General features: G+C 67.9%; 20 protein-coding genes and 1 pseudogene. 14 read left to right on the top strand and 7 right to left on the bottom strand.

Going from position 1 to position 22,374, the window contains the following annotated elements; all coding sequences use genetic code 11:
- Positions 1 to 31 precede the first annotated feature (31 nt).
- A complete protein-coding gene (deoC, locus tag ASE64_RS09800) occupies positions 32 to 739 on the top strand; it encodes a deoxyribose-phosphate aldolase (protein ID WP_055779371.1) in 708 nt (235 codons plus the stop codon).
- 75 nt (positions 740 to 814) lie between these two features.
- Positions 815 to 1,579 carry a GntR family transcriptional regulator gene (locus ASE64_RS09795; protein WP_055779366.1) on the top strand — a complete coding sequence of 255 codons (765 nt, stop codon included), beginning with the start codon at positions 815 to 817 and terminating at the stop codon, positions 1,577 to 1,579.
- 11 nt (positions 1,580 to 1,590) lie between these two features.
- Here ASE64_RS09795 and ASE64_RS09790 read toward each other — a convergent pair whose 3' ends face one another.
- Entirely contained in the window at positions 1,591 to 2,250 is a 660-nt protein-coding gene (locus tag ASE64_RS09790; protein WP_055779363.1) for a GntR family transcriptional regulator, read from the bottom strand.
- A 148-nt stretch (positions 2,251 to 2,398) separates the two neighbouring features.
- On the opposite strand from ASE64_RS09790, the gene ASE64_RS09785 reads away from it, so the two are divergent.
- The 11 genes from ASE64_RS09785 to ASE64_RS09735 all read left to right on the top strand — a co-directional run bounded on the left by ASE64_RS09785 (position 2,399) and on the right by ASE64_RS09735 (position 15,037).
- Positions 2,399 to 4,033 (top strand): ABC transporter substrate-binding protein, encoded by a 1,635-nt coding sequence (locus ASE64_RS09785; protein ID WP_156351756.1) that lies wholly within the window; start codon positions 2,399 to 2,401, stop codon positions 4,031 to 4,033.
- A 91-nt stretch (positions 4,034 to 4,124) separates the two neighbouring features.
- The gene (locus ASE64_RS09780; RefSeq protein WP_082466069.1) at positions 4,125 to 5,189 is read left to right on the top strand and encodes an ABC transporter ATP-binding protein; all 1,065 of its coding nucleotides are present in this window, start codon (positions 4,125 to 4,127) and stop codon (positions 5,187 to 5,189) included.
- Entirely contained in the window at positions 5,186 to 6,184 is a 999-nt protein-coding gene (locus ASE64_RS09775) for an ABC transporter ATP-binding protein (RefSeq protein ID WP_055779944.1), read from the top strand. Before ASE64_RS09780 ends, ASE64_RS09775 begins: the two co-directional genes overlap by 4 nt.
- Positions 6,181 to 7,104: an ABC transporter permease gene (locus tag ASE64_RS09770; RefSeq protein ID WP_082466067.1), complete on the top strand. Its 924-nt coding sequence runs from the start codon at positions 6,181 to 6,183 to the stop codon at positions 7,102 to 7,104. The genes ASE64_RS09775 and ASE64_RS09770 overlap by 4 nt, the downstream gene beginning before the upstream one ends.
- 6 nt (positions 7,105 to 7,110) lie before the next feature.
- The gene (locus tag ASE64_RS09765; RefSeq protein ID WP_055779358.1) at positions 7,111 to 8,043 is read left to right on the top strand and encodes an ABC transporter permease; all 933 of its coding nucleotides are present in this window, start codon (positions 7,111 to 7,113) and stop codon (positions 8,041 to 8,043) included.
- Positions 8,044 to 8,107: 64 nt separating this feature from the next.
- A complete protein-coding gene (locus tag ASE64_RS09760) occupies positions 8,108 to 9,289 on the top strand; it encodes a Gfo/Idh/MocA family protein (protein ID WP_082466065.1) in 1,182 nt (393 codons plus the stop codon).
- Entirely contained in the window at positions 9,289 to 10,809 is a 1,521-nt protein-coding gene (locus ASE64_RS09755) for a TldD/PmbA family protein (protein WP_055779355.1), read from the top strand. Before ASE64_RS09760 ends, ASE64_RS09755 begins: the two co-directional genes overlap by 1 nt.
- Positions 10,806 to 12,236, top strand: coding sequence for a TldD/PmbA family protein (locus ASE64_RS09750; protein WP_055779352.1), 1,431 nt, complete (start codon positions 10,806 to 10,808; stop codon positions 12,234 to 12,236). The genes ASE64_RS09755 and ASE64_RS09750 overlap by 4 nt, the downstream gene beginning before the upstream one ends.
- Before the next feature lie 5 nt (positions 12,237 to 12,241).
- Entirely contained in the window at positions 12,242 to 13,138 is an 897-nt protein-coding gene (locus ASE64_RS09745; RefSeq protein ID WP_082466063.1) for a DUF4438 family protein, read from the top strand.
- A complete protein-coding gene (locus ASE64_RS09740) occupies positions 13,131 to 14,003 on the top strand; it encodes a DUF4438 family protein (protein WP_055779349.1) in 873 nt (290 codons plus the stop codon). Before ASE64_RS09745 ends, ASE64_RS09740 begins: the two co-directional genes overlap by 8 nt.
- A 5-nt stretch (positions 14,004 to 14,008) precedes the next feature.
- The gene (locus tag ASE64_RS09735; protein ID WP_200920176.1) at positions 14,009 to 15,037 is read left to right on the top strand and encodes a D-2-hydroxyacid dehydrogenase; all 1,029 of its coding nucleotides are present in this window, start codon (positions 14,009 to 14,011) and stop codon (positions 15,035 to 15,037) included.
- A 159-nt stretch (positions 15,038 to 15,196) separates the two neighbouring features.
- Here the strand turns inward: ASE64_RS09735 and ASE64_RS17150 are convergent, their stop codons facing one another.
- The 3 genes and pseudogenes from ASE64_RS17150 to ASE64_RS09720 all read right to left on the bottom strand — a co-directional run bounded on the left by ASE64_RS17150 (position 15,197) and on the right by ASE64_RS09720 (position 17,671).
- On the bottom strand, positions 15,197 to 15,640 hold the full coding sequence (locus ASE64_RS17150) for a RidA family protein (protein WP_156351754.1): 444 nt from the start codon (positions 15,638 to 15,640) through the stop codon (positions 15,197 to 15,199).
- Complete coding sequence (locus ASE64_RS09725) at positions 15,637 to 16,899, bottom strand: pyridoxal phosphate-dependent aminotransferase (RefSeq protein WP_055779344.1); 1,263 nt, start codon at positions 16,897 to 16,899, stop codon at positions 15,637 to 15,639. Before ASE64_RS09725 ends, ASE64_RS17150 begins: the two co-directional genes overlap by 4 nt.
- 334 nt (positions 16,900 to 17,233) lie before the next feature.
- Positions 17,234 to 17,671: pseudogene (locus ASE64_RS09720) on the bottom strand (VOC family protein).
- Between the two features lie 172 nt (positions 17,672 to 17,843).
- Between ASE64_RS09720 and ASE64_RS09715 the strand changes: the two are divergent.
- Complete coding sequence (locus ASE64_RS09715) at positions 17,844 to 19,352, top strand: HNH endonuclease signature motif containing protein (protein ID WP_055779341.1); 1,509 nt, start codon at positions 17,844 to 17,846, stop codon at positions 19,350 to 19,352.
- A gap of 75 nt (positions 19,353 to 19,427) precedes the next feature.
- Here ASE64_RS09715 and ASE64_RS09710 read toward each other — a convergent pair whose 3' ends face one another.
- Genes ASE64_RS09710 through ASE64_RS09700 form a run of 3 tightly spaced genes read right to left on the bottom strand, consistent with a single transcriptional unit; the run spans position 19,428 to position 22,350 of the window.
- Positions 19,428 to 19,967, bottom strand: a complete 540-nt coding sequence (locus tag ASE64_RS09710) for a hypothetical protein (RefSeq protein WP_055779338.1) — start codon at positions 19,965 to 19,967, stop codon at positions 19,428 to 19,430.
- Positions 19,964 to 20,620, bottom strand: a complete 657-nt coding sequence (locus ASE64_RS09705; RefSeq protein ID WP_055779335.1) for a response regulator — start codon at positions 20,618 to 20,620, stop codon at positions 19,964 to 19,966. Before ASE64_RS09705 ends, ASE64_RS09710 begins: the two co-directional genes overlap by 4 nt.
- Complete coding sequence (locus ASE64_RS09700; protein WP_055779936.1) at positions 20,617 to 22,350, bottom strand: sensor histidine kinase; 1,734 nt, start codon at positions 22,348 to 22,350, stop codon at positions 20,617 to 20,619. Before ASE64_RS09700 ends, ASE64_RS09705 begins: the two co-directional genes overlap by 4 nt.
- Between the last annotated feature and the right edge of the window lie 24 nt (positions 22,351 to 22,374).

The raw sequence follows: 22,374 nt of genomic DNA, 5'->3' as shown, positions 1-22,374 counted from the left end.
CCATCACCCCAAAAGAAAGCGAATACTCACCATGACCGACACGACCACCGCCTTGCAGGAGCTCTCTCCCGCGCAGCTCGCCCCCTTCATCCAGCACACGAAGATCGAGCTGGGCAGCACGCGCGACGAGATGATCGCCCACGCCCGCGAGACCGCCGAGCACGGGTTCAACGCGGCCATGGTGCCGGCCTCCTGGGTGCCGCTCGTCGCCGCGGAGCTGAAGGGCACGGGCATCGAGATCGCCTCCGCCCTCGACTTTCCGACCGTCGGCGTGATGACGAGCGCGGGCAAGGCGGCCGAGGCCGCCGAGATCGCACGCCTCGGCGCCACGCAGCTCGACATCGGCGTGCAGGTCGGATGGCTCAAGAGCGGGATGTTCGATGAGTTCCGCGAAGACATCGCGGGCGTCGTGCGCGCATCCGGCCTGCCCGTGAAGGTGATGCTCGAGCTGCCCCTTCTGACGGAAGCCGAGAAGAAGGCCGCCGTCGAGCTCGCCATGGAGGCGGGCGCCGCGTACCTGAAGAACGCGTCGAGCGGCGCCGTCGAGGTGGCCAACCCGGACAGCGTGCGGTTCCTCGTCGAGCGCGCCCGCCCGGGTGTTCTGGTCAAGGCATCGGGATCGATCAAGAGCTACCCGCAGGCGCTCTCGCTGCTGCAGGCCGGCGCCGTGCTGCTCGGAACGAGCGCGGGAATCTCGATCATCTCGGACACGGGCGACGACGCGACCGTCAGCTACTAGGCCACGACACCCTCCCGGTCCGGATGCGCGAAACGCTCCGGGCCGGGAGACTGGGAGACCACGGCAGGAGCGTCAATGACCAGCACGAACAGCACGGCCGGGGAGACCGCCATCAACAGGCAGGCCCCGGTAGCTATCCATGCGCAGATCTCGGAGCGGATCCGCACGCGGATTGCGACCGGCGAGTGGCCCGCGCACTACCGGCTCAAGAGCGAGCCCGAGTTGGCATCCGACCTCGGAGTGAGCCGCGGAACCGTGCGTCGCGCCTTGGCGACGCTCATCCACGAGGGCCTCCTTCGGCAGGTTCGAGGGCGCGGAACGTTCGTCACCTCGATGACCTTCGAGCCGTCGATCGCCCAGCGGCTGAGTACCCTATCGGAGGACTTCTCAGACCAGGGCGTCATCTTCGACACTTCGGTGATCTCCCACGCCGTGATCGAGCCGCCGAAGCCCGTCGCGGCCCTGCTCGACTTGCCGGCATCCGGTCGTGTGCTGAGCCTCGTGCGGTTGAGGTCGATGGCCGACGCGCCCGTCACCTATCTCACGAACTATGTGCGTGCCGATGTCGTGCCCGGCATCGACGACTTCGACTTCTCTATAGTCAGCCTGTTCGGCACGCTCGAGGGCCACTACGGGCTGAAGATCGGAACGGCGCGACGCACCTTCAGCGCCGAGGCCGCCGATGCCGAGGTCGCGTCCGCACTCGACATCGCTGTGGGTGCGCCGGTGCAGTACATGCAGCAGGTAACGTACCTGTCCGACGGACGACCGATCGAGTACTCCGACGTGTGGATCCAGAGCGAGAAGTTAAAGGTGACGTCTCTGCTGTCGCGTCGGTGAGGGGTGTGCGCCTACGAGGTCGGGGCGGCCGTCGTGTTCAAGCGGCCGTAGCCCGAGCCGATGTGGTCTTCGATGAGGTGCTCGAACGACGGCGTCTTCGCGGTGAGGATGTCGTCGAGCAGCGCCTTGTGCTCCTGCACGATGATGCTGTGATAATCGTCGACGCGCACGCGCCGGGCCAACAGGAACAGGGCGACCTGCCACTTGATCGCCGTCCAGGCCGTGTAGAGGCGTGAGTGGTCGGCGAGCACGAAGATGCGGTCGTGAAAGTCGATGTCGAGTCGAACGAGCTTGGCCTTCTGCTCGCTCTTCACCGCGAACTCCATCTCGGCGATGATGGCGTTCAGATCGTCGACGGCCTCGGGCGAGACTCGCTCGACGGCGCGTGCCCAGGCCAGCTTCTCGAGCGCGATACGCAGCGTCGAGAGTTCGAGAAAGTCCTGCTGCGACAGGCTGACGACAGACGCTCCTTTATAGGGGAGCGAGACGACGAGCCCCTCCTGCTCGAGATGCAGCAGCGCCTCGCGCACCGGAGCGCGGCTCACGCCCAGCGTGCTCGAGAGGCTCACTTCGCTGAGCCGCTCTCCCTGAACCAGGCGCCCTTCGAGGATCGCCTCGCGAAGCTCGTTGACTGCGGCGCCCGATAAACCGGAGCGAGGGAGTGTGTCCATAGAGGACACCATACTGGACGAAAATGCGCTTCGGTAGATTGTCGACAGTCGGCAGAATTGTGCTAGCTTGTGTGAATCAACAGCGCTCCATAACCACGTCGGTTGCTCGCTTTTCGGGATTCCGACTCCAAGAGATTAGGGACACTTCGTGAAACGAAACGTGCGAGTCACGCTGCTGAGTGCAGCTCTGGCTATCGCTCTCACCGCCTGCGCTCCGACCACCTCGAACACCGGAGGTGATGACTCCGGCAACTCCGCTGACGCCGCCCTCTACGGCGGAACGATCGAGACCGCTGCCGCGTCAGACCCCGAGACCTTCGACCCCGCCGTCTGCACCGGCGCCACCTGCTGGAACATCATGCGGATGGTCTTCGACCGTATGTACGACTACAAGGGCGAGACCAGCGAGCTCAAGCTGCAGGCCGCCGAAGACTTCCCCGAGATCAGCGACGACGGCCTCACCTACACGATGAAGCTCAAAGAGGGGCTGACCTTCTCCAACGGTGACCCGGTCACCGCGAAGGACGTCGCCTACTCGTACGCTCGAGTTCTCGACCCCGCCACCCAGGCCGGACTCGCCGAGTTCTGGAAGGGCATCGCCGGAGCCGAGGAGTACGCCGCGAACCCCACCGGCCTTCCCTCGGGCATCGAGGTCGTCGACGATCTGACCCTCAAGATCACGCTGACCTCGCCGAACTCCTCGTTCAAGTACGTGCTGGCGATGCCGGCCGGCTCGATCATCCCCGAGGGCTCCGGTGACACGATCGGTACCGAGCCCGTCGGCTCCGGCCCGTTCACGCTCACCGACTTCACCCCGGGTGTCGAGGTCAACCTCGACCGCAACGCCGACTACTGGGATTCGCCGCGACCCTACGTCGACGGCGTGCACATGACGCTGGGTGTCGACCCCGACAACCAGGTGCTGATGCTGCAGAAGGGCGACATCGACCTGATGGGCAGCCCGATTCCGCCGGCCAAGTTCCTGCAGGTGACCACCGACGCGAAGCTCGCCGACCAGATCGTCGAGATCGAGAAGCCGAGCATCTACTACCTCGCCATGAACGTGACCACGGCGCCGTTCGACAACCCGAAGGTGCGCGAGGCCATCTCGTACGCCTTCGACCGCGACGCGCTGCTGAAGCTCGTGAACGGCCAGGGCAAGCCCGCTACGGAGTTCATTCCGCCGGGAGTGCTCGGCTACTCGGGTGACGACATGACCCACGGTAAAGACGTAGAGAAGGCCAAGGAGCTGCTGGCCGAGGCCGGCTACCCGAACGGCCTCGAGACGCAGATGTTCGCCTGGAACGTCGCACCGTTCTCGGCTCTCGCACCGCAGATGCAGCAGGACCTGAAGGCCATCGGCATCACCGTCGACCTGCAGACCCTGGCGCCGAACACCTTCGCCGAGCTCGCCGGTAGCGGAAAGGCGCCGCTGGCGCTGACCTTCTGGGTCGCCGACTACCCCGAGGGATCCGACTTCCTGCAGGCTCTCATGAGCTGCGCGACCGCTGTGCCCCAGGGTCACAACTACGCGTACTACTGCAACGAGAAGATGGACGCCAGCGTTCAGGAGGCCCTCGCGGCCACCGATCCCGACGTCGCCACCGAGAAGTACACCGAGGCGTCCGAGCTCATGCTGAGCGAGAACCCGGTCGTGCCCCTCTACTTCGGCACCAAGACCGAAATCCACGGCCCGACCGTCGGCGGCTACTTCCCGCAGCCGATCTGGGGCTGGGACATGGCCGAGTACTGGAAGACCGACGGGGAGAAGTCCCGCTCGTAGCACCCGCACAACCGCTCGGTGTCGGCGGCCGTCTCGACCAGACGGCCGCCGTCATCGCTCCGGCACCGGCACCCCACCGAAAGAAAGCGCAATGACCGCACTTCTCGAAGTCTCAGACCTCGTCGTCGACTTTCCGACCTCGTCAGACGGGGTGTTCCACGCCGTCGACCGGGTGTCGTTCACGGTGAGCGCCGGTGAGCGAGTGGGCATCGTGGGCGAATCGGGGTCGGGCAAGTCTCTGACCTCGCAGGCTCTGATGCGTCTCGTGCCCAGCCCCGGCACCGTGTCTCAGGGAATGGTGCTCTTCGAGGGCGAAGACGTGATGTCGTTCTCGCCCAAGAAACTGCAGACCTGGCGCGGCTCGCAGACCGCCATGGTCTTTCAAGACCCCATGTCGAGCCTGAACCCGCTGATGCGCATCGGCCGCCAGATCACCGAGTCGCTGCAGGTGCACCTCGGTCTCTCGAAGGCCGAGAGTCGCACCCGGGCCATCGAGTTGTTGCAGAAGGTGGGCATTCCCGACGCCGAGTCGCGGCTCAGCGACTTTCCCGGGGCGTTCTCCGGCGGCATGCGTCAGCGGGTCTGCATCGCGATCGCCACCGCCTGCGCGCCGAAGCTGCTGATCGCCGACGAGCCGACGACCGCGCTCGACGTGACCGTGCAGGCACAGGTGCTCGACCTGCTCGACAACATGGCCAGCGAACTCAACACCGGCGTCATTCTCATCAGCCACGACCTCGGCGTCATCTCGAGCTTCTGCGACCGCATCCTGGTGATGTACGCCGGCAGAATCGTCGAGCAGGGCACCGCCGAGCAGATCGTCGGCGACCCCCAGCATCCATACACCAAGGCGCTGCTGGCCTCGATCCTCAAGCTCGGAGAGCCGATTCCTCGTCGGCTGCGCTCGATCTCGGGCGCTCCGCCCACCGCGGGTCACCGGCCGGCCGGATGCTCGTTCGCCGCGCGGTGCGCCTCGGTCATCGACACGTGCCTCACGATCGACCCGGCACTCGTGCCCGCCGAAAACACCCGGCCCACGAACACCACCGCCACGAGCACCACGACCACGTTCGCCGGAACCCCTGAGCAGCTGGTCGCGTGCGGCGTCGCCGCCCCGGCCGCGTTCGCGATCAGCGAGGGAGCGACCGCCGCATGAGCACCTCTCTTCTCGAGGTCAACGACCTCGAAGTCACCTTCCGGCGTTCGGCGGGGCCCGGCCGCAAGGCCGCATCCGTGCCCGCCGTGCGCGGCGTGAGCTTTCAGCTCGAGGCCGGCACCACGCTCGGTATCGCGGGCGAATCCGGATCGGGCAAGAGCACGATCGCCCGAACGCTGATGGGCATCAACACGCCGTCTGGCGGATCGATGAACCTCAACGGTGAAGACGTGACCGGGCTCAAGGGCCGTCGCCTGGCCGAGTACCGGCAGACGATGCAGATGATCTTCCAAGATCCGTACGACTCGCTCGATCCGCGCATGACGGTGTCGCAGACGCTGCTCGAGGCGATCAAGCTGCGCAAGACGAACAAGCCCGTGAGCCCGATGGCCGAGGTGCACGAGCTGCTCGACAAGGTGGGCCTCTCGCGCAGCTTCGCGTCGCGCAAGCCGAGGGAGCTCTCGGGCGGCCAGCGTCAGCGCGTCTCGATCGCACGTGCGCTCAGCGTCGACCCGCGGCTCATCCTGTGCGACGAGGCCGTGTCGGCACTCGACGTCTCGGTGCGAGCCCAGGTGCTCAACCTGTTGAAGGACCTGCAGGAGGAGCTGGGCCTCGCCTACCTCTTCATCTCTCACGACCTCTCGACGTTGCGTTTCATGGCCGACTACGTGGGCATCATGTACCTCGGCAAGATCGTGGAGATCGGCACGCGCGACGAGATCTTCGACCGCCCCCAGCACCCCTATACCCGCGCCCTGCTCTCGGCCGTTCCCGAGCCCGTGGTCATCGACCGCACCGTGCGCCTTCCTCGCGTGCGGCTCACGGGCGAGCCGCCGAGCTCCACGAATCCGCCGTCCGGCTGCAGCTTCCACCCCCGCTGCCCGCTGGCCCAGGATGTCTGCCGAACGGTCTCTCCGGCAGCCCGGCCCACGGCATCCGGCCAGGTCGCGGCCTGCCACTTCGCCGACCCCGAACTGGTGGTGGCCGAGTCATGAGCGAAGCTATTCCCGCCGCGGCGATCGTCGACCCGGCCGAGCTGGGTGACAAGCCCGTGCGTGCCCGCGAGGTGTGGCGGAGCCTCACCAGAGATCCCGCCGCGCTGATCTCGATCATCGTGCTCGTGCTGCTGGCGCTCATCGCCCTGGCGGCCCCGCTCCTCTCACCGCACGACCCGCTGCAGACCTTCCCCGACCAGGGTCTTGGCCCGCAGGGGCAGCCGCTGCCGCCGGGAACGCCGGGGTTCCTGCTCGGCACCGATGCGCTCGGGCGCGACCTGCTCTCGCGACTCATCTACGGCGCCCAGGTCTCGCTGATCATCGGCATCGTCGCCAACGGTCTCGCCACCGCCTTCGGTGTTCTGGTGGGCGTGGTGGCCGGCTACTTCGGCGGTGTCGTCGAGGCCGTGCTCATGCGCATCACCGACGTGGTCATCTCGTTCCCCATTTTGCTGCTCTGCACCGCGCTCATCGCCGTGACCACGCGCAGCACCGTCAACGTGATCATCGTGATCGCGCTCATCTACTGGACGACGCTCGCCCGCATCATCCGCGGCATGGTGGTGTCGCTCAAGGAGCGCGAGTTCGTCGTGGCCTCACGCACGCTGGGCCTGTCGCACCGCACGATCATGTGGCGTCACATCCTGCCGCACCTCGTGCCGGCGATCATCGTCTACACGACCCTCGGCGTCGCCTCGTCGATCCTCATCGAGAGCGCGCTGTCGTTCCTGGGCATCGGCGTTCCCATTCCGCAGGCGTCGTGGGGCCAGATGATCTCAGACGGAAGCACCTACTTCCAGATCGCGCCGTGGATGCTCTTCATTCCCGGAATCTGCCTGATCGTCACCGTGATGGCGTTCAACCTGGTGGGCGACTGGCTGTCGGACATGCTCAACTCATCGACCCCGACGGCGAGGTAGTCGCATATGTTCTGGTGGATCCTGCGTCGCCTCGGTCAGATGGCGATCGTGCTCTTCGGCGTGGTCAGCCTCGCCTTCCTTCTCGTCTACGCGGTGCCGGCCGACCCGGCCACGACCCTGGCCGGACCCAATGCCAGTGCCGCGACCATCGCATCCATTCACAAGCAGTTGGGCCTCGACGAGCCGCTGTGGCAGCAGTACCTCGGCTTCATCGGCCGGCTGCTCACGGGCGACCTCGGCACCTCGTATGTGCTGCGCGAGACACCGGTGTTCGGGCGCATCGCCGCGGCGCTGCCGACGACACTGCTCGTCGCCGTCGGCGGAATCATCTGGCAGATCCTGCTCGGGGTGCCCGCCGGCATCTACGCTGCCTACCGCCGCGGTAGCTGGGTCGACCGCGTGATCACGTTCATCTCGCTGATCGGCCTCTCGGCTCCGCCCTTCTGGCTCGGTCTGCTGCTGATCTACTACTTCGCCTTCACTTGGGGCCTCTTCCCGCTCAACGGCCTCGGCGACCCGGTGATCTGGTTCCTCGTTCTGCCCACCTTCACGCTCGGCGCGGGCGGCGGCGCCTGGTACGCCCGCATGACCCGCACGAACATGATCGAGACGCTCGACTCGCCGTTCGTGCGCATGGCCAGGGCGAAGGGGATGCCGGAGCACGTCATTCTCTGGAGGCACAGTTTTAGGCACATCGCGATTCCCCTGATCACGATGATCGGCCTCGACTTCGGCTACTTCCTCGGCGGCGTCGTGATCGTGGAGACCGTGTTCGGACTCAATGGCATCGGGCGTCTCGCATTCGACGCCATCTCGAACCTCGACACCCCCATGATCGTGGGCACCGTGCTCTTCGCCGCCATCTTCATCGTGGTCGTCAACTTCATCGTCGACCTGCTCTATTCGGTCATCGACCCCCGCGTGCGCCTCAACAGCTGAGCTCGCCCGACCTCTTTCGTTCTCTCTATTTCGTCACCCCGCTCAATTTCAAAGGAGATTCACCATGGACACCCCCAAACTTCGCGTCGCCGTCGTCGGAGCCGGTCGCTGGGCCGTTCGTTCGCACATCCCCGGCTGGCAGCGTGACCCCCGGGTCGAGGTCGTCGCCCTGGCCGAGGTGAACGAGGAGGCTCTGAAGGCCGCCGCCGAGGAGTTCGGCATCGCCCGCGCTGTGACCGACTACCGCGAACTGGTGAACGACCCCGACATCGACGTGATCGACGTGGCTACCGGCAACGCCATGCACTTCGAGATCTCGATGGCCGCCATCGCCGCTGGTAAGCACGTGCTGTGTGAGAAGCCCGTGAACAGCGACTACCTCGAGACCCGACGCGCCGCCGAGCTCGCCGCTCAGAAGGGTGTCAAGACCAAGCTGGGCTTCACCTTCCGCTTCGCCCCGGCCATCCAGTTCGCCAAGTACCTGATCGACACCGGCTACATCGGCGAGCCCTACATCTTCAACGGCTACGAGCAGAACAGCCAGTGGCTCGACCCGCAGACCCCGCTACGCCAGGTCGACCTCGAGGCCTCGCCCGACCGCATCGCGGTGTCGTCGATCGAGGGCTACGGCGCCCCGATCATCGACATCATGCACTGGTGGCTCGACGCGCCCATGACATCCGTCGTCGGCACGATGCGCAACTTCGTTCCCGAGCGCATGGTGCGCGACACCGGCAAGATGCAGGCCATGAACATCGACGACGGCGACATGTGGATCGCCGAGTTCGAGAAGAACCGGCTCGGCAGCATCCAGTCGTCGTACGTGACCGTGGGCAACTTCCCCGGCATCGAGGCGCGCATCTACGGTTCCGAGGGTGCGATCATCGTGCGCCTCGTCGAGGAGAACGGAATCTGCCAGACCATCAAGGTGGCGAAGAAGGACTCGGTCGAGTTCGTCGAGCTCGAGATCCCGCAGGAGTACTTCCCCGAGGGCGGAGCGTCGACCGAGCCGTGGCCGTTCCTCTTCTACTCCAACCTGGTCAAGGACTTCGCCACCGAGATCCTGAGCGGCGAGGAGTTCAACCAGGGCGACTTCGGACAGGGCGCGCTCGTGCAGGAGACGATCAACGCGTTCGAGAAGTCGTTCCGCACCCGCGCCTGGTGCGACTTCCCGCTCGCGACGACCGACACCGCTGCCGAGCTGGACTCCTCCGCGACCGACACCGAGGGCGAGCTGGTTCGCTGATGAGCCTCGACACCGTGACCGCTGCCTCGGTGGGGCTCGACCCCCACGCCTGGGGCGATCTCGCCAGCGACGAGGCAGCCGCCGGAATGCTGCAGATCGCGCTCGCCGCGGTCGATGTGCCCGGCGTCGACTACGCCGACGTGCGCCTCATCGAGGCCGAGGAGCTGCGGCTCTACTCGACACTCGAGGCCGGCGTCGACGAGCGCGTCGAGAACAATCTCGGCATCGGAGTGCGTGTTCTCTATCGCGGCAGCTGGGGCTTCGCCTCTCTGCCGATCTGGGATACGGCCGACGTCTCTATCGCGGCGAGCCGGGCGCTCTCCAACGCGCGGGCGGCCGACTCCGTGAGCAACGCCTACCGCACCGAGCTCCCGCCGCTGCCGGCCGCGAGTGGTCGCTACCTCACCGAGGTCGCCATCGATCCGTTCGGGGTCTCGTCGTCGGCACGTTACGACCTGCTCGCAGAGATCCTCGCGGCGGCCAGCAAGCCTGCCGAGATAGTGATGGCCCAGGCCGGGCTCAACGCCAAGCGTCAGCATCGGCACTTCGCGAACACCGAGGGGTCGGTGCAGCACCAGCACTTCATCGAGAGCGGAGCCATGGCGCTCGTGAACGCGGCCGGCAACGGCACGATGCAGCGCCGGTCGTTCCCGAACTCGTTCCACGGCAACACTGCCCAGGCGGGCTGGGAGTACGTGGAGGGTCTGCGCATGGTGGAAGAGGCCGACCGCATCGGCCGCGAGGCCGTCGAGCTGCTCACCGCGCCGCTGGCCCCGGCCGGATACGCCGACTTCATCATCGGCCCGGCTCAGATGGCGCTGCAGATCCACGAGTCCACGGGTCACGCGCTCGAGCTCGACCGCATTCTGGGAGACGAGGCCAACTACGCCGGCACCTCGTTCATCACGAAGGATGCCGCGGGGTCGATGAAGTACGGCTCGCCCGCGGTGAACATCACCTCCGACCCGACCGTCCCCGGTACGCGGGGCTCGTTCGGCTTCGATGACGAGGGCGTGCCCGCATCGCGCAAACCCCTCATCAGCGAGGGCATCATCCAGAACTTCCTGTCGACCAGGGACTCGGCCGCGCGCATCGGCGCCGAGTCCACCGGCGCCGCGCGGAGCGATGGCTGGGGCTACCTGCCCGTGTGCTTCTCGACCAACGTGTTCCTCGAGCCGGGCTCCGGATCGACGGAGGAGCTCGAGGATCGCCTCGGCAACGGCTTCTACATCGACGACAACCGCAGCTGGTCGATCGACGAGCGTCGGCACAACTTCCAGTTCGGCACCGAGGTCGCCTACGAGGTCACCAACGGCAAGCGCGGCCGCCTGTTGCGCGGATTCTCGTACGGAGGAACCACCCCCGAGTTCTGGCAGTCGGTCGAGGCCGTCGCCGGACCCGAGGAGTTCAAGGCCTTCGGCATGCCCTGCGGCAAGGGCGAACCCAAGCAGTGGGGGTTCCTCGGCCACGGGGCCTCACCCACTCTCGTGCGCAACGTTCGGATCGGAGTCGACAAATGACCGACATCACCTCATCTCGCACCGCGGAGACATTCGCGCCCGCCCTCGGGGGCGACCGCGCGACGGATGCGCTCGAGCGCGCTCTGCAGGACGCTCCCGCCGACAAGGTCGAGGCGTTCATCACCTCGCGCTCGGGCGACTTCACCCGTTTCGCCGGAGCCCGGGTGCACCAGAGCCAGGCGATCGACGAGGTGCAGATCATGGTGCGAGCCGAGGTCGACGGGCGAGTCTCGCGCGCGGCATCCAGCTCGTTCGGCGCGCTCGGCGCCGCGGTCGACCGCGCCTGCGCGGCCGCCGCCCAGCAGGCGAAAGACGGGGCCGCCCCGGCGCCGCTGCGCACCGACCTGCCCGCTCCCGGAACCGACACCGTGGCCAGCGCGTTCGACAGCTCGCTGCTCTGGGGAGACGACACCGCCGCCTGGTCGGTCGCCGACCACGCCCGCCTCGCGGACCGTGCCATGAACGAGGCGAACGCGCTGGGCGGACAGGCCGCCGGCATGTTCGGTCGCGCGGTCACAGAGGTGGCGTTCCACGATCGCGAAGCCCACCTCTCGCGTTACGCGTATGCGTCCGAGGCGCAGGGGTCGCTGACCGTGCGCATCGACGACGGCTCCTCGCACTGGAAGGACATGTCGCGGTTCTCGAACCGGCTCGGCGCCGAGGCGGCCGTCACTCGCACCCTCGCCGAGGCATCCAGAACCCGAGGCAGGGCCAAGCTCGAACCGGGCGAATACGACGTCGTTCTCGGCCCCCTGGCCGCCGGCGAACTGCTCGACTTCTTCGGCGCGTTCGGATTCACGGGCTCGGCCCTCAGCGCAGGATTCGGGGCCATCGCGAATCGCGGAGGCGAACTCGTGGCCTCGTCGCTCGTCTCGGTTCACGACGACGCGACGAGCGACGTCGGGCTCCCGTTCCCGTTCGACTTCCAGGGCACATCGAAGCGCGACGTTCCGATGATCGCCCACGGCATCGCGCAGTCGGCGGTGACCGATCGCGAGACCGCGTACGCCCTGAAGAGCGAGTCCACGGGCAACTTCCACATCGCCCGCGAGGAGGCCCCGCACGCGATTCCCATGAACGTGATCCTGCGCGGTTCCGAGCCGACAGAGGAGGAGCTCATCTCGGGCATCGAGAACGGCGTCTACCTGCAGCGCTTCTGGTACACCCGCACGGTCGACCCGGTTCGCACCACGATCACCGGTGTCACCCGCGACGCCTGCTTCATGATCAAGAACGGCAAGATCGCCTATCCGGTCGAGTCGATGCGCTTCACCATGAGCGTTCTGGATGCTCTGGCCCGCGTCGACGGCGTCGGTCGCGACTACCTGAGCCAACCGCTCATGAACGTCTTCAACGGCTCGGCCTCCGCGCCGGCCATCCGGGTGCGGGGCTTCTCGCTCGGCACCGCTCCGATCGCGAAGGGATAGCGCCGATGACTCTGCGCACGAATGCCGACCGCCTGGTCACCCAGATCCTCACCGGTGAGGTGTGGCCGCCGCTCGCCGACCGTCACGGCTACCGGGTGGATGCCGACGGCAACCCGTTTCTGCTGCCCGGCATGGGCGGGGTCACCATGGCCGCGCACATCGGCGACGCGGCCACGGGCTATGCCAGCGACCACCTCGAGCCGGGCCTCTCCATTCGCCACGCGAATGCCGAGGCCAACGCGGCGCTGCAGTTCTTGAGCTGCGTCGGCAACACCATCACCGTGCGCTCCGGTCCGGCGGCGGGAGCGCAGGGCACGGTGCTCGGCCAGCACGCCTATGTGCTCGCCGACCTCGAGACAGACGACCTCGCCCAGGTCACGACCGGCGACAAGGTCAGCATCGAGGCCGTCGGCCAGGGGCTCGAGTTCCTCGACCACCCGCAGATCCGGGTCAAGAACCTCGCCCCGTCGCTCGTCGACCATCTGCCGTTCTCCACCGCGCCCGACGGCACGCTCGCCGTCGAGGTCGCCATGCGAGTTCCGGCCGAGGCCGCGGGCGCCGGTGGAGGAATGCTGTCGGAGTTCGCGAACACCGACCTGATGGGCGCCTACCCCGGCCTCTCGGACGACCTGTCGCTCGGGCTCGAATCGCTGCGCATCGGCGACCTCGTGCTGCTCGAAGACCAGGACCACTCGTTCGGCCGCGGCTACCGGCCCGGCTACGTCACCGTCGGCGTGATCTCCACCGGTGAATGCCGACTGTTCGGCCACGGGCCCGGTCCGTCTACCCTGCTCTCGGGCCCGGCCTCGGCCTTCTCCATCTCGGTGAGTGACACCGCGAACCTCGCCCACGCGCTCGACTCCGCCGAATCCGCCGCTCACCAGGAGGCAGACCATGCCTGATCTCGTCGCCAACAACCTGCTCGGCATCGCCGAGCACGCCGCCCTCACCCCGATGGTGGCCTACAAGATCGACCGCGACGGGCATCCGTATGTTCCCACCGGCGACGGTGGAATCGTGCTGGGAGTGCACCTCGGCGACAGCGTCTTCGGCACCGACGGCGACCACGTCGCGCCCGGCGTGACGCTGGTGCACCCCGACCCCGGCGCGCGATTCGGCCTCACCGCGTTCTCGTGCATCGGCAACGAGGTCGTCATCCGCTCGGGCCTCGCCGCGGGAGCTGTCGGCCACGTCGTGGGCAAGCGCGGCGAGAGCGGCCGCGTCATCGCCGCGTTCGACGACGAGACCATGGCCAAGATCCTCCCCGGAGACCAGATGAGCGTGCGCTCGCTGGGCCAGGGCTTCGCGCCCGAGGGGCTGCCGGGCGACGTCGCGGTCATGAACGTCGATCCCGCCCTCTTCGCATCGCTGCCGATCTCGACCGTCGACGGTGTCGCATCCGTCGACGTGGCGGGCGTGCTGCCCAGCAAGGTCTGCGGCAACGGCATCGGCCGCCCCGCCCAGATGTGGGACGTCGACCTCGCCGTGGTGCACGACTCGCCCGACCTCGCCGGACGCGACATGCGGCTCGGAGAACTGTGGGCCATCGAGAACCTCGACGTGCGTCACAACATGGGCTACCGCGGCGGCTGGGTCACCATCGGTGTGATCTGCCATGGTGGATCGCCGATGCCCGGCCACGGACCGGGTCTCGTGCCCGTGCTGTGCGGACCGCTCGACCAGCTCCGTGCCGTCGTCTCGTCGCCGGAGGCCTCGCCGGCACTCACGACTGACGTGCTCGCCTCCCTTCCCCGCCTCGCGAAATGAGCCCAGTGACCTCGCCTACGAAGATCCTCATCTCGACGTTTCTCGAGCAGCAGTACGTCGACGCCATCGCGTCGGCCCGGGATGTCGAGGTGCTGTACGCACCCGAACTGCTGCCCGAACCGCGGTATGCGGCCGACCACGGAGGGGTGAAGCCGGCCCTTGACCCCGCCGCCGAGGAGCGCTGGCTCGGCCTCCTAGCCCAGGCCGACGTGGCGTTCGACTTCGACTGGAGGGATCCATCCAGTCTTCCGACGAACGCACCGAAGCTGCAGTGGATCCAGGCGACCAGCGCGGGAATCGGCGCCTTCATGTCGAGGACCGGGCTCGACGCATCCGACATCACCGTCACCACCGCGGCCGGCACGCACGCCGTGCCGCTCGCCGAATTCGCGCTCACGGGTGCGCTGCACTTCATCAAGGGGGTTCCACACCTCGAGGAGCAGCAGCGGCAGCACCGCTGGGAGCGCTACACGACGCGCCAGCTCGCGGGCCTCGGCGTCTCGGTCGTGGGCGTGGGCGGAATGGGAAGCAACGTGATCTCGGTGTTCGACGCCCTGGGCGCGCGCGTGACGGCGGTGGGCCGGCCAGGGGGCTCGTACGAGTTGCCCGACTCGGTGACGCTCAGCGACACGTCGCGGCTCGCCGAGGTGCTGCCCAGCACCGATGTGCTCGTGCTGTGTTCCGCGCTCACGCCCGAGACAGAGGGCCTCATCGGGCGCGACGAACTCGCCCTACTGCCCGAGCAGGCCATCGTGGTGAACATTTCGCGCGGACAGGTCGTCGACGAGGAGGCGCTGATCGAGGCGCTGAGATCTCGTCGACTGCTCGGAGCCGCGCTCGACGTGGTGACGAGCGAGCCCCTTGCCGCCGACTCTCCCCTCTGGGATCTCGACAACGTTCTGCTCTCGCCGCACTCCGCCTCGACCGTCGCGAGTGAGAACGCCACACTGACCGAGCTGTTCCTCGAGAACCTGCGCCGCAGGCGCGCGGGGGAGCCGCTGAAGAACCTGTACGAGCGCTCGCGGGGGTACTGAGCCGCTCGTCGATCGAGTTGCGCGCGTCCGGTGTGTTCACCCGGGCGCGCGCTTCACTGTGCGGGTGTCCATTGTGCGGGGCGCCATTGCGTCGGGGCTCAGGGCGTCGGGGCCCAGCACGTCGGGGCCCCGCGCGTCGGGCCTGCCGCGCGGCGTTCTCTACGCGAATCGGGCGATGAGCTGCACCTCGACGGGAGCGCCGCCGGGCAGCGACGCGACGCCCACGGCGGCCCGCACGGGCAGCGGTGCCCCGGGCATCCGGTCGACGATCACGGCGCTGGCGGCATCGGCGATGCTGCTGTGGCGCTCGTAGCCGGGGGTCGCAGCGATGAAGACCGTGAGCGAGACAACCTCGACGAGGTGCTCGCCCGGGCCCAGGATGCTCGTGGCCGCGTCGAGCGCGCGCTCGGTCGCGAGGGCGGCCAGCTCGCGGCCGCTGTCGTCGTCGATCGTGTCGCCGAGGGTGCCCCGGGCGACCAGTGTGCCGTCTCGGCGCGGGGTCATGCCCGCCGTGTGCACGAGGTCGCCGACGGCGCGAGCGACGGCGTACGCGCCTGCGGGGCGCGGCGCATCCGGTGCGGCGGGGTCGGTGGCGTCGCTCACGCCGAGATGCCCGCGCGGGTGGCGAAGCCCGTGAGGCACGTCACCATGAGGTCGAGGGCGGCGGCCCACTCGGACTCGTCGCGGGCGTAGCAGATGCGGAAGTGGCCGGTTCCCTGCGCACCGAATTGGTACCCGGGCGAGACGATGACGCGGGCCTCGCGCTGCAGGGCCCCCGCAATCTCCACGTCGGTCGCGCCGAAGGCCGAGACGTCGACGAAGAGGTAGGCGGTGCCGTTCTGCGGGTGCATATGCAGGCCGGGAACCGCACCGAGCTTGGCGACGGTCATGTCTCTCAGCGCCTCGAGGTCGGCGATGCGCTCGGCGAGGAAGTCGGCGTCGCCGGTGAGCCAGCGACCGAGCAGGCGCTGAGAGTAGGCCGGTGCGCGAAGAGAGGTCATGGCGAGGCACTGCTCGACGTTCTGGATGATGCTGTTCGGGGCGACGATCACGCCGATGCGGAATCCGCTCATCGACTCGGTCTTCGACGGGCCGAGCAGCGTGATCGAGCGCTCCGGCATGCCGGGCTGCGTGCGCAGGTGATGGAACGGGGTGTTGCCGTAGACGAGGCGACTGTAGAGCTCGTCGACCATCACGAGAAAGTCGCCGGCGACGGCCAGTTCGGCGACCCGGGCGATCATGGCCTCGGAGTAGATCGCGCCGGTGGGGTTGTTGGGGTGGCTGAACATCAGCAGCTTCGGCTTCTCGGCGCTGAGCTTCTCGATGAGCTCGAGGTCGAGGGTCGGCTCGTCGGTGTCGAAGAGCAGGGGGATGCGCTCGACGCGGGCGCCGAGGAACTCGAGGATGCGCTCGCAGAAGAGATAGTCGGGGTCGGCGAGCAGTACCAGGTCGCCCTCGTTCACGATGGCCGAGAGGGTGGTGAAGATCGCGCCCTGGGTGCCGGGGGTGAGGGCCAGGTTCTCGGCGCCCACGTCGGAACCGAGGAAGGTCGAGATGGGGCCGGCGAGCGATTCGAGCACCTCGGGGGCGCCGCGGTAGGGGGTGTACGCCCACGACCCGTTGTCGATGGCGGTCGCCATCTCGGCCTGGATCCAGGCGGGAGGGGGAAAGCGCACGGTGTCGAAGTGGGTGGTATCGAGAAGTCCATTGCCTCCGCCGTCGAGACGGAGTGAGACGTCGGCCTCGCGCACCGAGACGCCCGGGGTGGCCTCGCGCTTCGGCAGATGGGTGCGCAGAACGCGGTCGCTCGGGGAGACGGTGGCCTCCGACGAGGTCTGACGAATCGAGGGGGAGATGGTCATCGAGGCTCCTCAGCGTGGGGTCGCGCAGGTCATGCGGACAGACGCAGCCGCCCGAGATGCAGACGACTGTCGTTTGTCGACAATACACCGAAAGGCTGAACGCGGCGAGTTTTGTCGAGACGCCGGGTCTCACGGCGGCTTGCGGCGGCCGACGGCGGCCGACCGTGCGCCGAGTTGCACAAAAATGCCGCCTTCCGATGAAGGGAAGCGGCATTTTTATGCAACTCGGGGCGGTGCGCAGTCGCTCATTTCCGCAGTGTTCTCGCGCAAACATTGCGGTTCTGCGTCGAAGGGTAAGCATTTAGGCGCCGGGCGGGACCCGCGGGCGCGATCGTCAGCTCTTCTGCAGCTCCTGAGCGAGCATCACGATGATGCCGCTCGGGCCTCGCACGTAGGCGAGCTTGTAGAGGTCCGCCTAGGTCGCCACCCCGCGAAGCGGGGTGCATCCGTGTTTCGCCGCTATGGCGAGCGACTCGTCGATGTCGTCGACCGAGAAGGCGATGCGGTGCATGCCGATCTCGTTGGGCAGCGTGGGCGTCGTCTCGATGGCGGCGGGGTGGATGTACTCGAAGAGCTCGATGCGGCCGTTGCCGTCTGGGGTCTGCAGCATGGCGATCTTGGCGTGATTCCCATCGAGGCCGACCGCGGTGTCGGCCCACTCGCCGCTCACCTCGTCGCGGCCGATGACGGTGAGGCCGAGGTCGGTGAAGAAGGCGATGGTCGCATCGAGATCGCGCACGGCGATGGCGACGTTATCGAGCTTGATGGGCATGATTCCGATGCTAATCAGGGGCGGCTGATGTGGATAGGCGGGCGTGGGCGTGATCGGGTGTCTCGTCCTCCACAGATGGGTGGGGTGAGCGGTTATCCACAGGGGAATGGGCTGGTCAGGGATGGTTTGGTAGAACGATGGCAGTGTCGGTGGCTGCTGCTTGAATTCTCGTATGGACCTTCACGACGCATCGCTCAGCGAGATTGCGGCGCGCCTGCGTGAGCTGCTCGACGGGCAGCGTGGTGCGGTGATGGCGGGGGCCGTGTCGGGCGACGGCTTGCTCGAGGCCGTGCACGCGTGGGAAGACGTGGGCCGCGCCAGCGACGCGGCCCGCACCTGGGTCGCGGCAGAGGTCGAGCACGAGTCGCGGCGCGAGCTCGAGGGCTCGGGCCTGGCCTATAGGCACGGATTCGCGTCGGCCAAGAAGCTGGTCGCGGCCACGGCGAATATCTCCGAACGCACGGCGGGTGGGCGCGTGGCCCTGGGGCGGTTCGTGCGCTCCTCGCTGTCGCCGACGGGCTTGCCGCTGCCCAGTCGCTTTCCCGCGGTCGAGAGTGCGTTCTTCGCCGGCCAGGTCGGGGTCGATGCCGCTTCGATCATCTGCCGCTCCCTGTCCGAGGTGGTGTCGCACGTCACGTGGTCCGAGGCGGTCGACGAGGCCGAGCAGCGCCTGGTCGAGGCGGCCACTGAGACCTTCGGCGAGCCCGACGCCAGCGGGTGGCTGGCACCCCGCTACACGGTCGACGGGCTTGCGCGACTCGCTGCGCGCATCCGTGAGCATCTCGACCCCGATGGGGCCGAGCCTCGGGATGCCGTCAAGCAGCAATTGCGAGGGTTCAGCTACCCGAGGGTGGGCGCCGACGGCATGGCTCGCGGCTGCTATGCGCTTCCGCCCCTGCAGCTGGGGGTGTTCCTTGCGGCGGTCGACTCGATTCTGAGTCCGCGCACGGCTGACCCTGATGCGCCGGATGCGCCGGATGCGCCGGGCGGGGGTGCCGAGGGTGACCCTGGCGTGAGCGGTGCAGCTGGCCCGAGTGGCACTTCTGCCCCGAGTGACATCTCCGACCCGGATGGCTTCGCGGTCGTCGACCCGCGCACGGCCGAGCAGAAGCTTCTCGACGCGGTGATGGCGCTGATCGAGTTGGCCGCGGCGTCACCCTCGGCATCTCGACTGAACGGGTCGGCGCCGACCATCACCGTGCACGTCACGGCGAGAGACCTCGAAGCGGGCCACGGCGTCGGTTGGATAGACGGCAGCCCCGAACCGATCCCGATGAGCACGATTCAGATGCTCGGGTGCGATGCAGAGCTCACGGCGACCGTCTTCGGTGCGGCGGGCCAAGTGCTGAGCCAAGGAAAGACGCGGCGACTGGCGAGTCGCCGACAACGAAGAGCCCTCGCCGCGCGCGACGGGGGCTGCGTGATTCCCGGATGCCTGTCGCCGCCCTCGCGCTGTCAGGCGCACCATGTCATTCCGTGGACAAGCAGCAGCTTTCTGGCCGGACGCACCGACGTCGACAACCTGGCGTTGCTGTGCCCGTTCCATCACGCCACGATCCAGACCTCGGCATGGCAACTCGTGATGATCAACGGCACACCGCACGTGCGCGAGCCCGGATGGCACGGTAGGAACAACCCGGCCCGCGCGGCCGGGCAGCAGAGGGCGGGGTGGGGATGGTGATGGTGGTGCGCAGTAAGGCGTGGTCCGCGCTCGATGCGGAGGTTAGCGTCGACTACTCGACACTCCCTGCCGTGGTCAGCGGCGGCTGCCCCACTCCTTGTTCCAATAAGCCGCATCGGCGCTTGCCGTGCGCAGGACCGCGTCGGGAGCTGGTGGTGCCAACCAGAACTGAAGGAGGTAGAAGTCGACGACATCGGGATCGAACTCGCCCGCCTGACCCGCGTCACGGCCGCGGGCACTCGCGCGTAGCCGGTAGCTTCCTGCGGGAAGGTCGAGGGTGCCGCTGTCTGCCCAGCTCCAGGTGCCCCAGCCGACGGAGTCACCGGCAGAGACGGTCATCGAGACTTCCACGGAGTCCTCCCAGCCTGCATCCGTCGGGGCCTCTTGCTGCGGCTCCTGGGGCCAGAGTTCGGCACGCAGAGCGGAGCCGCCCCCGTATCGGGCGAGCACCACGACCACGACTCCCTCGACCGCGGCGCCGATCCAGCCGTTGAGCTGACCGGCGAAGAAGCGATCTGCGTCGCCGTCCCAGGTGGTGCCCGAGGAGTCCCATTCCAGGGTGAACTGCCCGTAGTTGGTGTGCACGACCTGGTCGAGCAGAACGATCGGCGTCACGCGTGCACCCGCAGGTAGCGGTGCTCGGGGCGACCGGTCGTGCCGTAACGAAGTCGCACGTCGACCACGCCGCGCGCCGCCATGGCCGAGAGGTGCCGCTGCGCCGTCGCCCGCGAGACGCCTGCGCGGTCCGCGATCTCCGACGCCGACGACTCGGTGTCACCCAGAGCCTCGAGCAGAACCTGCTCGGTCGCGGAACGGGAGACCGAGGGAGAGTCGCCGCCCGCTCGGAGGATCGCCAGGGCCCGATCGATGTCTTCTTGGGTGACCGCTCGCTCCTCGTCGAGGATGTTGCGGAAGCGCAGGTATTGATCGAGGAGGTCGGTGAGCGCGCGCTGCGCGAACGGCTTGATCAGATAGCCGAGCGCTCCGGAGCGCAGAGCGCGCCGCACGGTGCCGGCGTCGGTCGCGGCGGAGAGCACGAAGGTGTCGACTCCGACATCGCGAAGGAACGCTACGCCGTCGCCATCGGGCAGAAACGCGTCGACGAGCAACAGATCAGGGCGCTCGGAGCGCAGTGCAATAGTCGCCTCGGCGAGCGTGCGCACGGGTTCAAGGGCCAGATAGCCGGGTCGTTCGGCGACGATGTCGCGGTGCAGTCCGGCGACGCGGAAGTCGTCTTCGATCACGAGGACGCGAACGGGTGCGGTCATAGGGCGTGATCCTTCGAAGGAGATGTGATGTCGAGTACGTTGCGCAGGCGTGCACCGAAGACGGCACCCGAGAGGTCCTCTTCGGTATCCGACCCGCCGCGGCCCGAACCCGGGCCCGCCGGGTCGGCGCGCGAGTCGAGCTCGTCGGCATCCGGTCTGCCCGAGGCGATGAGCCAGACGTCGCCGCCGTGACGGCGGGCGAGTTCGCGCGACAGCGGCAGACCGACGCCCAGGCCGTGCACGCGATCGGCGGCGCCGGCCGAGGTGTCGACGCGGGAGCCCTCGCGGCGACGAAACAGGTCGTCTGTCTCGGCGACGCCCGGCCCCGAGTCCGACACAGTGAGCACGAGGTCCGCGCCGTCGCCGTAACAGCCGATGCTTACACGGCGTGGCTCGTGCCCGGCAACCGCGGCGCGCACGGCGTTGTCGACGAGGTTGCCGAGCACCGCGGCCACATCCTCGACGTCACCGAGCGGAGACAGCAACAGCGAGTCGGCGGCGACCGACACCCTCACGCCCCGCTCGCCCGCCTCGAGCGCATGCGCGCCGATGAGCGCGTGAAGCAGAGCATCGCCGATCAGCTCGATGTTCTCGACGGGGTAGTCCACCGGACCGCGCTGCAGCTGTTCGCCGAGGAACTCCCGCGCCTCCGGGCCCCGGCCGGCGTCGAGCAGGCCAGCCGCAACGTGCAGGCGATTGGCGAACTCGTGCCGCTGCACGCGCAACGCGCTCGTCATCGCCCGCACCGTCTCGAGGCGTTCGCTCAGGGCCATCAGATCCGTGCGGTCGCGCACGATCAGCACCGTACCGAGATCGCGACCGTCGCGGCGCACCGGCTGTGCATCGACGTAGAGAACACGCTCTCCAGACACGATGCCGTCTCCCGCCGTCTTTTCGCGCACGGCGACGAGGATGGCCGGCGCGACACCCAGATCGGCGAGGCTCCGGCCCTCCGGCTCAGAGAGACCGAGCAGGCCGCGCGCCGTCTCGTTGCAGAGACGCACCAGCCCGTGTTCGTCTAGCGCGACGACGCCGTCGCCCACGCCGTCGAGCACGGCCGCCTGGTTCTGCACGAGTGCCACGAGCTCCTCCGGCTGAAGGCCGAGGGTCAGGCGCTCCCACCGCCGGCGCAACAGCATCGCCGAGAAGGCCGCCAGCAGCAGAGCGGCTGCGGCTGCGGCGACGATTCCGGCGATCAGCGTGGGGAGGTCGTTGAAGACGCTCGACGGCTCGAAGCCCACGCTCACCTCGCCGACGGGCGCAGCGCCCTCTCCGTCGGGAGGCAGCACGGGAACTTTCGCCCTGGCCGAGACTCCCAGGGTGCCCTGCTGCCAGGTCACGACCTCTTTTCCGGCGAGCACCTCGCGAAAGTCGGTGCTCACGGGCTGGCCGAGCGCGTCGGCGTCGGGGTGGGCGAGCCGGATGCCGTGGTCGTCGGTGATCACGACGAACAGCGTGCCGGTTCGTTCGGTCACCGCGCCGGCGAGCCTCTGCAGCTCGCCGTCTCGAAGATCCGCAGCCTGGGGTGTGCCCGGATCGGCGCTGGCCTCGGCGACGTCGGCGCGCACCTGCGGGTCGACGGCTACGGTACGGGCGATGTTGAGGGCGGAGTTCTCGGCCTCGGTGCGCAGCTGCTGAATACCGATGAGCAGGAAGACGACGGCGCACACCGCCACCACTGCGACGGCCGTCACCGTCTGCAGCATCACCACCCGCGTCGAGAACCTCATCATTCCTCCACCGTGAGCATAATG

The organism is Agreia sp. Leaf210, assembly GCF_001421485.1.
Classification (GTDB): Bacteria; Actinomycetota; Actinomycetes; order Actinomycetales; family Microbacteriaceae; genus Agreia.
The sequence above is the reverse complement of the archived record's forward strand: the minus strand, read 5'-3'. Positions and strand labels throughout refer to the sequence as shown.